The sequence below is a fragment of the Bartonella sp. TS82HLJMH genome, assembly GCF_042193495.1.
In the GTDB taxonomy this organism is placed as follows: Bacteria; Pseudomonadota; Alphaproteobacteria; order Rhizobiales; family Rhizobiaceae; genus Bartonella; species Bartonella grahamii.
The window spans coordinates 68,109-83,382 of the sequence record NZ_JBHILU010000008.1 but is presented as its reverse complement, the minus strand read 5'-3'; the positions used below and the strand labels follow the sequence as shown (position 1 = coordinate 83,382).

Here is a 15,274-nt window from a genome sequence, read left to right as displayed (position 1 = left end):
TGGGGGTGTTTTGTTCCCCGCATATCTACGAGCACCCCCACCCTTTTACATAAGGAAATTAAACGTGTGTAACATCAAACATATTATCATACAGCCTGCTAAAGATGAGGAATTTTGTTTTTTTACCATTGGCTATGAAGGTAGGTCCCTTGAGAATTATCTTAAGAGTCTCATAGAAAACAATATCAAAACTTTATGTGATGTTCGTAAAAATCCAATAAGTAGAAAACACGGATTTTCAAAAAGACAATTAGAGCAAGCTGTAAGCAACATTGATATTGAATATATGCATATGCCTGAACTTGGAATTACTTCTGAAAAACGAAGAAATTTGAAAACACAAAAAGATTATGACCGCCTTTTTGAAGATTATCAAAAGACAACTCTCAAGAATAATTCTTGTGCAATAAACAAATTATATCAAATTTTTTTAAACAAAAAGCGTGTTGCAATCACCTGTTTTGAAGCCAATGTATGCATATGTCACAGAGGACAACTCGCATTAGCTCTCACTCAATTGCCTGATTGGAAATATGAAATTAAGCACATCTAAAAAATAAACTTACAGATTTTTTACATATGGGGGTGCTTCTCTTCACAAATACCTCCTAGCACCCCCACCCTTTCCTAACAACTTTCAACACAAGCGTGATTCACGCCACACGTGAATTGCATCTCAATGTAAGGAGAAAAAAGATATGGCGCCTCGTCCAGCTGCTATAACGCAACCAGCCATTGCACGCGCTTTAAGAGAAGCTAAAAAACAAGGATGTGAACTCGTAGAAATCAAACCTACCGGTGAACTGCTTATCTATCTTAAATCCGATATCCCAATACCAAATTCAGTTAACCACCCAGACAAACTTTTAGATTTGTCAAAGAATGAATATTACGAAACCGCGCTCTCTAAGATGTAAAATTGATTATGCCAAAACCACGCCCTCCTCATCTTGTCAAAGAAGTCACACGCCATGGTAAAATTATATGGTATGTACGTATTGGTCATGGGCCACGTATTAGAATACGCGGCACCTATGGAACGCAAGAGTTTGTTGACAACTACAAAAGCGCACTTGCCGAGTTACAAGGGCTTATACTTCCTAAATCCAAAACCGGTAAACTTGTTGAAGGGTCATTTGCATGGCTGCTTAAACAATACTTTAACAGCTCCAATTGGCATAGCCTTTCTAAAGTCACCCAAAAACAAAAAGAACTCATCCTTATGAAGGTATGTGATACCATAGGAAATATTCCATATCAAGCAATCGAGAAAAAACATATCATAGCCGGTGTTGAGAGGCGTAAAGAAACACCAGCAATGGCTAGAAACTTCCTGAAAGCCCTTAATGGACTTTTTAATTGGGCAATTGATCAAGGTCTTTTGGAAAATAATCCAGCTTTAGGAATAAAAAGACCACCCCTCAAAAACAAAGAGGGATTTCCTGTTTGGACAGAAGAAGATGTCGAAAAATATTATCAAAGATGGCATCATGGTACCCATGAACGTGTCTGGATTGATGTTCTTTTATATACGGGCTTGCGTCGTGGTGATGCAGTACGAATTGGTTGGAAAGATGTCAAAGATAATATCATTCACCTCAAAACAGAGAAAAGTAAATTCCAAACAGATGTTTTTCTTCCTATTTTACCGGAACTAGCAAAAACACTTGAAATTGGTCCTATTGGAGAAAAAACATTCATCTGTAGTAAAATGAATCAAAAATTCACCAAAGAAGGCTTTGGGAATGCATTTAGAGACGCTTGTAATGCGGCTGGAATTAAAAAATCAGCCCATGGATTAAGAAAATTAGCAGCAACACGCGCAGCTAACTCTGGTGCAACAGTATCACAACTCAAAGCAATTTTTGGCTGGACAGAAGATCAAATGGCATCTCTTTATACAAAGAGCGCAGATCGTAAAAGACTAGCTCTTGAAGCTATAAAAAAGCTCCAAAAAAGTTAGGGATAGAGACAAAAAAAACGTAATAGAATCAAAATTCATTAATTCCCTTATATTCTATATAATTTTTTGATTTTATTTACTCTATACCCGCCCCTTGGGCGTACCATCATCCTTTTTTCTATGTATAATATATTCATTTTATTTGTATTTTTTAAAATGAGGAATGCATAAATAAAACGAGGGAATAAAATTTTTAAGGGGGTCTCTTCGTAAAAAAGATACGAGAATCATTAGATGATTAATTTCTTTGTTTCATTTCGAGAATAGTGCTTTACTGCGCACAGTTTATAACAATAAAAATTGATAAAATATAAAAATTAGAGGATTCTAGCTCGTTATACGATAAGTTTATAAGCCATATTCTCGCGTATGCCGTTAATTTTTAAATTAAAACCAGCCACATCATTTATACGTTTCTTCCAACCTTCAAAACTGAAATTTACCCCAAAACACATTTTATATGAAGAATTTCTAATTACAGTGCCTTTGTATCACATTAAACTTTTCTATAAACAAACAGACTGTAATCTTAGAATTGAAATGCGATATAAAAATAGATTCTTATTCACCTAACACAACAAATCAAGAAACTATAATTTAGAATACGATCAACTTATTAAATGGAAACTCTGATAATAAAAATGCATAATCCCTGCCCCCCAGTGATCTAACTAATTTATCTATTAAACAGATTCTTCATCAATCATAGAATAATTATAGATTTGCAAACACATCACTTCTTTTCAAAAAACTTCTTTTCAAAAATTAAATCCTCCAATAAAATTTTACACTCTATTGATAATATATTCTAAAAGCTCATATTTGAATGCTTTTTTCCCTTGTTTTTACTTTTCATTATAAACTTTAAAGTGCTATAAAGCAGTATCGCTAAAAAAAGGACTTCTATAAAAAAAGGACTTCTAATGGTAAAGATCAAAGTAGAAAACCCCGTTGTTGAACTTGATGGGGATGAGATGACCCGTATCATCTGGAAATATATCAAAGATAAATTAATCCATCCCTATCTCGACATTGATCTCAAATATTATGATCTTTCCGTCGAAAATCGTGATGCAACCAATGATCAGGTAACAATCAATTCTGCCAATGCTATCAAAAAATATGGAGTTGGTATAAAATGTGCAACCATCACACCTGATGAGGCACGCGTTAAAGAATTTAACCTAAAAAAAATGTGGAAATCACCCAATGGCACAATCCGCAATATTTTAGGAGGGGTCATTTTTCGCGAACCCATTATCTGTAAAAACGTCCCTCGCCTTGTTCCTAACTGGACAAAGCCAATTATTATCGGACGTCACGCTTTTGCTGATCAATACAAGGCAACAGATTTTAAATTTCCAGGAAAAGGGAAATTAAGTATTAAATTTGTAGGTGATGACAATCAAATTATTGAACATGAAGTTTTTGATGCCCCAAGCGCAGGGGTTGCTATGGCTATGTATAACCTTGATGAGTCAATTCGTGATTTTGCCCGCGCATCCTTTAATTATGGACTACAAAGGAATGTTCCAGTTTATCTTTCAACAAAAAATACCATTCTAAAAGCTTACGATGGTCGTTTTAAAGATATCTTTCAAGAAATATTTGATACGGAATTTAAAACTGAATTTGAAAACCGTAAATTATATTACGAACACCGTCTTATTGATGATATGGTTGCTTCTGCATTAAAGTGGTCGGGTGGATACTTATGGGCATGTAAAAACTATGATGGTGATGTTCAATCTGATATTGTTGCCCAAGGCTTTGGTTCTCTCGGTCTCATGACTTCTGTTCTCATGACACCTGACGGTAAAATTGTTGAAGCAGAGGCAGCACACGGCACCGTAACACGCCATTATCGCCAGTATCAAAAAAATGAAGAAACATCAACAAATTCTATTGCATCTATTTTCGCATGGACGCGTGGACTGGCACACCGTGCTAAACTAGATAACAATGAGAAATTAAAAAACTTTTCCACGACTTTGGAAGAAGTTTGTATTAAAACCGTCGAAGAAGGTTTTATGACTAAAGATCTCGCACTTTTGATTGGGCCTAAACAAAAATGGCTTTCTACAACAGGTTTCCTCGACAAAATTGATGAGAATCTCAAAAAAGCAATGGGCAATTAAGTTATTACTTAAATTAAAATTCAAAGCTCTAAACAGAGCTTTGAATTTCTCTTGGCAAATTCAAAGAAGTACCTTATAAGTAAAAAGAGGATGAATTTTTATTAAATAACAAAAAACAGTGAAAAAACAAAGCTGGTCTGCGCTTTTATTAGGTAAAAATGGTCTTTGCTTTTTAACGTTTACAGGTGGTGTTGTATTACATGCCACCAACGTTTATATCGTTATTACTATTTTACCCTCCCTTATAAATCATATTGGCAATGAGATATATTATTCTTGGGTGGCGACTGTCTTTATTATAGCTTCACTCCTTGGTACTTCACTTGCAACAAAAATATTAGGAAAATTAGGTCCTCGCAACGCTTATGTTATCTCTGGACTTATCTTTACCCTAGGCACTTTCCTGTGCAGCATTTCTTCATCTATGTCATTATTTTTAATAGGACGCTTTATTCAAGGATTGGGAAGTGGTTCTTTGTTATCTCTATCCTATTCCATGGTACGTATTGTTTTCAGCCCATCTTTATGGTCACAGGCATTAAGTGTTATCTCTGGAATGTGGGGAATATCAACCTTATTAGGGCCAGCGATAGGAGGAATTTCTGTATATTATGGCCTATGGAGAGCATCCTTTTGGATCATTGGCGCATTAGCTATATTCTTCTTACTCATAGCCTTTAAAATTTTACCTAAAAAGAATGAAAACTTTATTCCAACATCCCCCCTCCCTCTTCTCCAGCTTTTCACACTCACCTTATTGATTTTTATCATTTCTGTCGGAGGAGCTATGGACACAACAATGGCAAAAATTTGCGGATTAGTTATCGGACTTAGTCTTCTCTTTGTTCTAGCAAAAATCGAATCATATAGCTTTCATCCTATGTTGCCGCACAAATCCTTTTCTTTCTCTTCTGAAATTTTTCCCGTTTACGCATTAATACTCGTTATGACAACAGTCGTGTACAGTATAGAACTTTATTTACCACTTTTTCTTCAAGAACTTCATGGACAAGCTCCACTTATAGCCGGTTATATAGCAGCACTTATGAGCCTAGGGTGGACGTGTGGAGCCCTCTCAAGTGCTGCTGTCTCCACAAAAAAAATTCGCAACATCATTATATACTCACCCCTATTTAAACTGTTAGGCATAGCGATTCTTTTATGGCTCATCCCAACAGAAGTTTCCACACTTGAATATATTTTTATTATTTGCTTAGCACTATTTTCTATTGGAATCAGTGCGGGCATAGCATGGCCACATTTGCTCACACGGATCTTACAATGTACAAATGATGAAGATTCTCTACGTGCCAGTGAATCCCTTACCTCCGTACAACTATTTTCAGCTGCATTGAGTGCAACTCTAGCCGGAGTTATCACCAATCTTGCCGGTCTCTTTAATCCTGGAGGAACAATAGGAATGATCTTAGCAGCAAAAACTCTTCTTATAGTGCTCATTGGCTTTTTATTTTGTTTTGCTATTCCATTAGCGCTGCGCATTTCTTACTGCATATTAAAAAATCCAACAGGACATTCCAATAATTAAATAAACATAAAAATACCTTTTTCATTAAAAAAAAATGAAAAGTATTAAGCATGCTCCTCCATATACCATGAGACGCAAAAAATCATTAATCCACACAAAGTTAGAACACTTCCTAAAACAGCTGTATATTCATAACTATAGCCCAATTTTAAAACTAATGCTCCAGATTCTGCACCAAGAGCGTTAGCAATATTAAAAGCAGACTGCATTAATGCTCCTGCCAAAATCTGTCCCTGTAGTGCAACATCCATAATTTTTGTTTGTATAGAAGGCATAGCAGCAAAAGAAGTTCCAACAAAAAAGCATCCTATTGCTGCTGTTAACGGAGCATAGGACAAAAATAAAAAAACAAAAAAAACAAATACACTCCAAAGCATAGAAAAAAATATCATCGGCGAAATACCAATTTTAACAGCTAATTTAGGCCCCAGGAGATTTCCTACCACCATTCCCAATCCAACTAATGGCATGATAAATGGTACCCACTCAAGTGAAACACCAGAAATATGCATTAATGTTGACTTGATATAAGTGAAAACAGAGAATAATCCTGACGCTCCCACCGAAACCATCAACAAAAGAAGCCACACCTGCTTTTGCTTTAATGCACCCATTTCGTGCAAAGGATTCGTTTTTGGAAAACTTAAATCACAAGGCAAAAAATTCCAAATAAGCAAACAACATAATAAAGCAATCATACCCACAAGGACAAAAGCAATCTGCCAACCAATAAGTTGACCAATCCAAGTAGCACTGGGTGCTCCCAAAACGGTTGCAATTGTTAAGCCAAGCATAACATATCCAACAGCTTTAGAACGTTCTTTCATTTCTACCATTGAAGAGGCAACCATAGCCGCAAGTCCAAAATAAATTCCATGAGGAAGTCCACTGAGAAAGCGTAATACTACTAATATGCTAAAATCAGAAACAAAGGCACTAGCAATATTTGCTAAGGCATAAAAAAGCATCAATCCTATCAAAACAATTTTGCGTGATACCTGAGCTGTTGCCACAGCTAAAAGAGGTGCTCCAATCACAACTCCTAATGCATAAGCAGAAATATATTGACCAGCGGTAGGAATATCAACATATGAACTTCGTGCCATCTCTGGCAATAGCCCCATTGCAACAAACTCTGCAGTACCAATAGCAAAACTCCCCACGGCAAGAGCTAAAATTATTAAACGCCGTATTCTCGAATCAATTCCCAATACAAGAACCTTTTGTTTATAAGAATCCCTCATATCATCACTTCTGGATAGGAGTTTTAACTGTAGATATCTGTAATACACACAAACAAAAATTCAAAACATTGTTATACGCATGCCCAATAGTCTCCACTAAAGTTTTAGAAATATTTTGATATATAAAGCATTTTATGAAGTTTTAAGTAAGATTCTTTAGTGGAAAATCTTTGAAACCCTCGAGATTATAGACGTATTCACCTATTTTTATCGGATCTGCCAGATAATAAATTTTGTCTCCTATTTTCAGCAGTTCCAATTTTACAGTGAAAACTTTATTTTGCAACGATATACTATATCCTATAAATAATTCTAAACTTTGTCGAATAATGCACTTCAAACAAGTGAACCACATCTCACCATTATCTTGATACAAAGATCAAACTTCTCCCAAAATTATTGTTGCATTATTTTTGTTATCTAAATGCAGATCCTCCAAATTGATAAGCTATAATTTCAACTTTACGCCATTCTTATAAATTATTATAGAGTTTTTTAAAAATCCTCATGATAATAGTGCTTGGTTTCTAGAGTTATTAAATATCCTCTTTTAGGCAGCTTTACCCCTCCCTCCTCTAACAGAGGAATCGCATCAGATATCTAACTCATTATCTTTAAATTAAAATATTCACGTAAATATATTATGATTATTTTCAGATAAATTCTATAAACAGAGCAGAAAAAATATAATAAGTTTTATTTCAATATATATATTTTATAAATAATACTTACTATTAAGATAATAAAAACTTAAAATATACAATTATAATATTTAAAATGTTGTAATATTATTTTATTTTTATTTTAATATACTAAAAAATTATCTATTCGGTTGTATGTAATCCATTCTTTACCTTTAGTAATAAAAAACACAAAGTAGCTCATAAAAATACAATTTTCATACTTCTTTAAGAGTTCGCTAACGCCTCATTAACATTGTTGCTTTAAACAGTCATCAGAAACAGAAATAAACTGTTTTTCTCCGGATCAGGTAGCGCGTACCGGAGTAACAGTTTCTGTTTTTATAGTAATTAGAAAAAGAATATATACCCTATAAAACCGCACTGTTATATCTTAGGATAGTGAAATTTATAATTTTGGAAGGTGTTTCTAATTTCATATTTTTAACTAAATTTGTAAGTACAAGAATAAATTCAATAAGAAAATGAAGCGCCATAGTACGATTAATATTTTAGCGTCCTTGTGCCCATAGAGCACGCGTTTCAGCGCAAAAATCCGCATAACAGCCTTCTTCAATGGCATCACGAATTCCCTGCATCAGTTGTTGATAATAAAAAAGATTATTCCAAGTCAACAACATACCCCCAAGAGATTCACCAGATTTGATCAAATGATGCAAATAAGCACAACTATAATCATGTGCTGCTGGACAAAGTGACTGCGGATCAAGAGGATGTGGATCTTCTGCATAACGCGCATTACGCAAATTAATTCTACCAAAGCGGGTAAAAGCTAAACCATGACGTCCTGCACGCGTCGGCATAACACAATCAAACATATCAACACCACGAGCAACACTTTGTAAAATATCATCAGGTGTCCCTACCCCCATAAGATAGCGTGGTTTATCCTCTGGTAAAATCGGACAAGTAGTATCCAATACTGCTGTCATAACACTCTGCGGCTCACCAACAGCAAGCCCTCCAATAGCGTAACCTTTTAAATCCATTTCTTTTAATGCTTGAGCAGAACGTTCACGCAGTTTCATATTATCACCACCTTGAACAATCCCAAACAATGCTTTATTGGGCTGATCTCCAAAAGCTGTTTTACAACGCTGCGCCCACCGCAATGAAAGTTCCATAGCTTCTTCCATTTCTTTTTCAGTTGCAGGTAATGCAATACATTGATCCAACTGCATCTGGATATCCGCACCAAGAAGTTCTTGAATTTCGATAGAACGCTCTGGACTCATTTCATAGTAAGCTCCATTAATGTAAGAGCGAAAAATCACACCTTGTTCAGTAATTTTACGGATTCCCGCCAATGACATAACCTGAAAGCCACCAGAATCGGTTAAAATAGGTCCACTCCAGCGTGAAAATTCATGTAATCCTCCCAAACGCGCAACACGTTCAGCTCCTGGACGTAACATTAAATGATAAGTATTCCCTAAAATGATATCTGCACCAAGATCACGTATCTGATCCATATACATAGCCTTAACGGTTCCTGCCGTTCCAACAGGCATAAATGCGGGTGTACGAACACATCCTCGCCCCGTTATAATTTCGCCTCGACGTGCATACCCATCTTGAGCAATTTTTCTATAATGAAATGTCTTTATCATAACTCTCGTCTTTTTGATTCCATCAATGCATATCTCTATAGAAAGAAAGAAGATATCCCCTTACGAGCATTGTCATAAGCTTTATGAATTAATTTTTGATTCGCTCAATATTGTAACCAGCATAAAAAATTAAACGAGATAAAAGAACATTTCTTGTTAAGAAATCACCATAATAAAAGTGATAATCTAGCTCCAGAAAAATAGTAAAACCCTTATAATATCATACCTCACAATACCTACGCTTAACGCACTAAAGCCTTAATAGAACTGCAAAATTATTATCACAATAATCTCATCTTCACATACTTCCATAAGCAGTAACTTTGTACGCCTAGAAGAAAATTCTGAACGCATTGTACGGCCTACAATATTGTTTACTTTTACAGATAAAAAATTTTCATCTACTGGGCACGGCGATCCTCACGCTTAATAAAAGCGGAAATGAGCATAATCATTTATCCACTCACAATATTGTGATAGCTCTTGGCAATTGAGATAATTCACAAAAGAAATTAATGTGTAAATAAAAACACTTAAAAAAACTAAAAATGCTTTTTGTAAAGATTCTAAAATACCAAAAGCTCTATCGTAACATTAGAGGCTGAAAAAGCGTATGACGGTCCCCACTTGCTCCTTCACAAGCTTTAAAGATGGTGGTGCATAATAGATTTATACTATTTATAGCTTTAAAACTATACACGCCATGAACGTCATTATGGAAGTGAATGTTGATATGTACTGAGAAATGCTTCTTAAAAAACACGTAAATATGCAATATAAGTATATTCCGTTTGGAGCGTTCCTCTATTAAAAAACGAGAAAAATAAAAGCGTAAGACTATGCATAACCTTCATTGTTTAAATGACATTGCTTTAGATACTTTTTAAAAAAGTAAAGCTGAATTAAAAAGAAGATGACAAGACTAGCCATTTGTTTCACCTCTGCGCCCTTACATTCTTCTAAGATTAAACTGTTTTCTTGTTTTAAAGATGACACCAATGAGATATACATAAACGCTGGTTTTCCACCTTGCCAGGCAAAACTGGAGCAGCTAGTAAGGCTCTTATCCGTATTAATATGTGTGCTGCTACATTAAGATTGGATGTTGATTTACAAACAGCAACAAAAGCACACGCTCTCTCAGGAAAGTAACATCATAAAACCATTAATAGACCGACAATGAATTGAAGAGAAATGCCGAATTTTTTATAAAATACTTTTCCAAACAACAACCATAACACAACAGACTTTGCGTTTTCTTATTCTGACAGGTGTTTGTACAAATCCTTTGCATTATACTCTTCAGGAAGATCCTATTGAAGAAAATATATGGACAATTCTTAGCTCAAAATTATAAAAGGTAAGCGTGATACTACAAAAGAGTTTTGTATGCCTTTATTGATCAGAAAAGAGTATTTTTTCTTAGAAACTTACAATTGAAGCCAGTATAATTTATACTATTTTGCATCCGCAGCAATAACGGCTTTGGTAATTGAATCTGGATCTGCAACAGGTTCACCACGTTTAATTTTATCAACATTTTCCATACCTTCAACAACCTGTCCCCATATGGAATATTGACGATCAAGCCACGGAGCATCTGCAAAACAAATAAAAAACTGAGAATTAGCAGAATTTGGATTCTGACTACGTGCCATAGAAACTGTACCACGCTTATGAGAAAGATTTGAAAACTCTGCTGTTAAATTTGGTTTTTCTGCCCCCCCCATACCCGCACGGGATAAATTGAATTTTTCACTATCCTTCTTTCCAAATTGCACATCCCCAGTTTGCGCCATAAAACCATCAATAACGCGATGGAAAATAACATTATCATAAGCACCTTCACGTACCAATTCTTTAATACGTGCAACATGTTTTGGCGCTAAATCAGCCAAAAGCTCAATAACAACTCTGCCCTTTGTTGTTTCAAGAATTAAAGTATTCTCTGGATTTTTATTCTCAGCCATATGGAAAGCTCCTTTGATTCATTTCTCAACTTGTAAAGTAGCAGCATTAATAACATCAGGATTTTTTACAGATCCATTATTACTTGTCGTACCTTTTTTTATTTTATCAACAACATCCATCCCCTTTATAACCTCTCCAACAACCGTATACTGACCATTTAAAAAAGCAGCATCATCAAAACAAATGAAGAATTGAGAATTCGCGGAATCCGGATCTTGTGACCGTGCCATCCCAACAGTACCTCGCTTAAACGGCTGCTTTGAAAACTCTGCCGGTATATTGGGATAATTTGAGCCACCCATACCAACGCGTTTCAGATCAAAATCTCTACTGCCTTTTTTTCCAAACTTTACATCACCAGTTTGTGCCATGAAATTAGGAATAACGCGATGAAACACAACATTATTATAGGCCCCCTCTTCTGTTAATCTTTTAATTTGCGCAACATGTTTTGGCGCCAAATCAGAACGCAAACGAATAATGACATCACCATCTTTGAGAGATAAAATAAGAAGGCTTGCATCACTTGCTGGACTAGAATTACCGGTGACAGCGGACAATGAAAAAAAACAAAACACACATATCAAAACAGCAAAAATTCTACGAAACACAATTATTCTCCCCTAAAAGATTGGAATTTCGAGCTCAAAGCTTGTACAATATTGGGCGGTACAAATGGTGTCACATCACCTCCCATAGAGGCAATTTGGCGTACCAATGTAGAAGTTATCGCACGCCCAGAAACGCTTGCCGGCAAAAAAACAGTTTGCAATTCAGGAGCCATAACGCCATTCATCCCTGCCATTTGCATTTCATAATCAAGATCAGTACCATCACGCAATCCACGAATGAGAAATGAAGCACCAACTTCACGCGCCTTCTCAATTAGAAGGTTGCTAAATGAAAGAACCTGTAATCGATTAGAATCCACACCAAACAAGTCTTTCCCTACCTGCGTAATGAAATCAACACGCTCTTCAAAGCTAAAGAGTGTTTTTTTGTCAGCCTGTATCCCTATAGCGACGACCACCTTATCAGCTAACACAAAACACCCCCTCAAAACATCAAGATGACCATTTGTAAGAGGATCAAAAGAACCTGCGTAAAGAGCAATTTTCATGATTTTACTCCATCCTCTTCAAAATTATTTTTCTTCGCTCATATCAACTGTATCAGAATGCTTCTCACCTTCATCATCTAATGAACTCGTATCATCTTCAGGTTCAGAAATACGTTCAACCGATACGACTCTTTCACCTTTGGCTGTATTAAAAATTGTGACTCCCTTAGTTGAGCGCCCAGCAGTACGAATTCCCTCAACAGGAACACGAATAAGCTGTCCCCCATCTGATACCAACATAATTTGATCTTGCGCCTTCACCGGAAAAGCCGCTACCAATTTACCAATTTCAGCTGTTTTAGATGGATCTGTTGCACGAATCCCTTTTCCGCCACGTCCGGAAATCCGGAACTCATAGGACGAAGAGCGTTTACCATAACCAAACTCACTCACCGTCAAAAGCATTTGTTCACGTGCATGAAGTTCTGCATAACGTTCATCTGTTAACTCTGTTTCAGCACCCCCATCGTCCTCATCAAGAGTTACAATATCTTCAACATCAGCATCTGCACCAGAAGCACGCCGTTCATTCATTACACGTTTAATATAAGCAGAACGCTCAATGGACGTCGCCTCGACATGCTCTAAAATTGTCATCGAAATGACTTTATCGCCTTTAGCTAAATTGATACCACGAACTCCCACAGAATTACGCCCAGCAAAGACACGAACATCAACAACTGGAAAACGGATACATTGTCCATTGGCTGTTGTTAGAACAACATCATCATATTCTGTACAGGTTTCAACAGAAAGAATTTCATCTTCTTCATCAAGTTTCATTGCAATTTTACCATTACGATTAACTTGAACGAAATCTGATAATTTATTACGACGCACAGTTCCACGTGTTGTCGCAAACATAACATCCAATGCACTCCAGCTCGCTTCATCTTCAGGCAAAGGCATAATCGTTGTAATACGCTCACCTTGTTGTAAGGGAAGCATATTGATCAAAGCCCGCCCACGCGATTGGGGTGTCCCCAGCGGCAATCGCCAAACTTTTTCCTTATAAACAATCCCACGCGATGAAAAGAAAAGAACCGGAGTATGCGTATTGACAACAAACAATCGCGTTACAAAATCCTCATCCTTCGTGGACATACCAGAACGCCCCTTACCACCACGTCGCTGTGCACGATAGGTATTAAGAGGCACACGTTTAATATAGCCACTATGGCTCACCGTTACCACCATATCCTCTGGTGCGATCAGATCTTCACTCTCCATCTCAGCGCTACCAAAACCAAAGACGGTACGTCGCGGCGTTGCAAATTCCTCACGAAGAGCACTCAACTCATCCTTAACAATACACATAATGCGTACCCGTGATGCCAAGATATCAAGATAGTCAGCGATATCCACGCCAATTTTATTCAATTCATCAGCGATTTCATCACGCCCAAGAGCTGTCAATCGTTGCAAACGCAATTCTAAAATAGCACGCGCCTGTTCTTCAGAGAGATTATAAGTACCATCCTCATGAATAATATGACGAGGATCATCAATAAGTTGAATCAAAGGCGCGACATCCATTGCTGGCCAGCGTCGCTCCATTAACTGTGCACGTGCTGTCTGCGGATCAGGAGCTTTGCGAATAAGTGCTATAATTTCATCAATATTGGCAACAGCAAGGGCAAGCCCAACCAAAACATGTGCTCGCTCACGCGCCTTACGCAAAAGATATTTTGTTCGCCGACTGACAACTTCTTCCCGAAAAGAAACAAATGCACGAAGCATATCAAGCAACGTCATCTGTTCTGGTTTTCCCCCATTCAAAGCAACCATATTACAACCAAAGGAAGTTTGTAGCGGCGTATACCGATATAATTGATTTAAAACAACCTCCGCAACGACATCTTTCTTCAGCTCAATAACAACCCGATATCCATCACGATCAGATTCGTCACGCAAATCAGAGATTCCCTCAATGCGTTTATCGCGCACCAATTCGGCCATTTTCTCAATCATCGTTGCCTTATTAACTTGATAAGGGATCTCACTCACAATAATTGCTTGTCGACCACTGCGAATTTCTTCGATCTCAACTTTAGCACGCATAATGATTGAGCCACGCCCTGTTTCATAAGCTGCACGAACACCAGAATGGCCGAGGATAATACCCCCTGTAGGAAAATCCGGACCAGGAATAATTTCAATTATTTTATCGAGCGTGATATCGGGATTATCAATCAAAGCGATACAACCATCAACGACTTCACCAAGATTATGGGGAGGAATATTGGTTGCCATTCCCACAGCAATCCCCCCTGACCCATTAACCAAAAGATTGGGAAAACGCGCTGGTAAGACAACAGGTTCGCGCTCACGCCCATCGTAATTATCCTGAAAATCAACAGTATCTTTATCTATATCAGCTAAAAGTTCTTCTGAAACTTTTTCTAAACGACACTCAGTATAGCGCATGGCCGCGGGTGGATCACCATCAACGGAACCAAAATTTCCCTGACCATCAATCAATGGATTTCTTAAAGAAAAGTCCTGCGCCATACGCACTAAAGCATCATAAATTGAAGCATCACCATGGGGATGGAATTTCCCCATAACCTCACCAACAACACCAGCAGATTTACGATATGACTTATTGAAAGAAAGACCCATCTCATTCATAGCATGAAGGATACGTCGATGAACAGGCTTAAGACCATCACGAACATCAGGGAGTGCACGTGAAACAATCACGCTCATCGCATAATCGAGATAGGAGCGTTGCATTTCATCAATAATACTGATTGGTTCAATACCGGTTAGCACATCACGTTCTGGGTGTGGAGTAAGATCGGTCACAATTTCAAAACTTTCAAAAAAGAATCATTTCACTTTAATTTATATCGAAAAATACACTAAAATGCTAATTTCTCCCCCATGACAAAAAAGAAATTTAACAATATTTTTCAAGATGTTATTAATTTATGTTAAAATTACCAATAATAATCAACAATTTCCACTTCGCTAAACTT

Annotated in this window: 11 protein-coding genes and 1 pseudogene; 6 read left to right on the top strand and 6 right to left on the bottom strand. The window is 36.9% G+C overall.

What is annotated here, in order from left to right; translation table 11 throughout:
* Positions 1-64: 64 nt before the first annotated feature.
* From ACFIKO_RS05480 to ACFIKO_RS05460, 5 genes are all read left to right on the top strand, one after another.
* Positions 65-553: a DUF488 family protein gene (locus ACFIKO_RS05480; RefSeq protein ID WP_375673464.1), complete on the top strand. Its 489-nt coding sequence runs from the start codon at positions 65-67 to the stop codon at positions 551-553.
* 145 nt (positions 554-698) lie between these two features.
* Positions 699-917 carry a hypothetical protein gene (locus tag ACFIKO_RS05475; protein WP_012755083.1) on the top strand — a complete coding sequence of 73 codons (219 nt, stop codon included), beginning with the start codon at positions 699-701 and terminating at the stop codon, positions 915-917.
* 8 nt (positions 918-925) lie between these two features.
* Positions 926-1,963 carry a tyrosine-type recombinase/integrase gene (locus ACFIKO_RS05470; protein WP_208438613.1) on the top strand — a complete coding sequence of 346 codons (1,038 nt, stop codon included), beginning with the start codon at positions 926-928 and terminating at the stop codon, positions 1,961-1,963.
* A 923-nt stretch (positions 1,964-2,886) separates the two neighbouring features.
* A complete protein-coding gene (locus ACFIKO_RS05465) occupies positions 2,887-4,101 on the top strand; it encodes an NADP-dependent isocitrate dehydrogenase (protein WP_375673463.1) in 1,215 nt (404 codons plus the stop codon).
* A 118-nt stretch (positions 4,102-4,219) separates the two neighbouring features.
* Positions 4,220-5,647 (top strand): MFS transporter, encoded by a 1,428-nt coding sequence (locus ACFIKO_RS05460; protein ID WP_375619864.1) that lies wholly within the window; start codon positions 4,220-4,222, stop codon positions 5,645-5,647.
* Between the two features lie 44 nt (positions 5,648-5,691).
* Here ACFIKO_RS05460 and ACFIKO_RS05455 read toward each other — a convergent pair whose 3' ends face one another.
* Positions 5,692-6,891 (bottom strand): MFS transporter, encoded by a 1,200-nt coding sequence (locus tag ACFIKO_RS05455; RefSeq protein ID WP_375673462.1) that lies wholly within the window; start codon positions 6,889-6,891, stop codon positions 5,692-5,694.
* A 1,192-nt stretch (positions 6,892-8,083) separates the two neighbouring features.
* Positions 8,084-9,202: a tRNA guanosine(34) transglycosylase Tgt gene (tgt, locus tag ACFIKO_RS05450; protein WP_375619866.1), complete on the bottom strand. Its 1,119-nt coding sequence runs from the start codon at positions 9,200-9,202 to the stop codon at positions 8,084-8,086.
* Positions 9,203-10,231: 1,029 nt separating this feature from the next.
* On the opposite strand from tgt, the gene ACFIKO_RS05445 reads away from it, so the two are divergent.
* Complete coding sequence (locus ACFIKO_RS05445) at positions 10,232-10,354, top strand: hypothetical protein (RefSeq protein WP_375619867.1); 123 nt, start codon at positions 10,232-10,234, stop codon at positions 10,352-10,354.
* A gap of 305 nt (positions 10,355-10,659) precedes the next feature.
* On the opposite strand, the gene ACFIKO_RS05440 is transcribed toward ACFIKO_RS05445, so the two are convergent.
* The 4 genes and pseudogenes from ACFIKO_RS05440 to gyrA form a co-directional block, all read right to left on the bottom strand.
* A complete protein-coding gene (locus ACFIKO_RS05440; RefSeq protein ID WP_273788293.1) occupies positions 10,660-11,172 on the bottom strand; it encodes a peptidylprolyl isomerase in 513 nt (170 codons plus the stop codon).
* A gap of 18 nt (positions 11,173-11,190) precedes the next feature.
* A complete protein-coding gene (locus tag ACFIKO_RS05435) occupies positions 11,191-11,784 on the bottom strand; it encodes a peptidylprolyl isomerase (RefSeq protein ID WP_375619869.1) in 594 nt (197 codons plus the stop codon).
* Positions 11,774-12,293: pseudogene (gene coaD, locus ACFIKO_RS05430) on the bottom strand (pantetheine-phosphate adenylyltransferase). Before coaD ends, ACFIKO_RS05435 begins: the two are co-directional and overlap by 11 nt.
* Before the next feature lie 24 nt (positions 12,294-12,317).
* Positions 12,318-15,101, bottom strand: coding sequence for a DNA gyrase subunit A (gyrA, locus tag ACFIKO_RS05425; RefSeq protein ID WP_375673461.1), 2,784 nt, complete (start codon positions 15,099-15,101; stop codon positions 12,318-12,320).
* Positions 15,102-15,274 lie beyond the last annotated feature (173 nt).

Coding starts and splice junctions, on each gene's coding strand:
- ACFIKO_RS05470 (WP_208438613.1), top strand. CDS start 926: ATGCCAAAACCACGCCCTCCTCATCTTGTCAAAGAAGTCACACGCCAT.
- tgt (WP_375619866.1), bottom strand. CDS start 9,202: ATGATAAAGACATTTCATTATAGAAAAATTGCTCAAGATGGGTATGCA.
- ACFIKO_RS05455 (WP_375673462.1), bottom strand. CDS start 6,891: ATGAGGGATTCTTATAAACAAAAGGTTCTTGTATTGGGAATTGATTCG.
- ACFIKO_RS05465 (WP_375673463.1), top strand. CDS start 2,887: ATGGTAAAGATCAAAGTAGAAAACCCCGTTGTTGAACTTGATGGGGAT.
- ACFIKO_RS05440 (WP_273788293.1), bottom strand. CDS start 11,172: ATGGCTGAGAATAAAAATCCAGAGAATACTTTAATTCTTGAAACAACA.
- ACFIKO_RS05475 (WP_012755083.1), top strand. CDS start 699: ATGGCGCCTCGTCCAGCTGCTATAACGCAACCAGCCATTGCACGCGCT.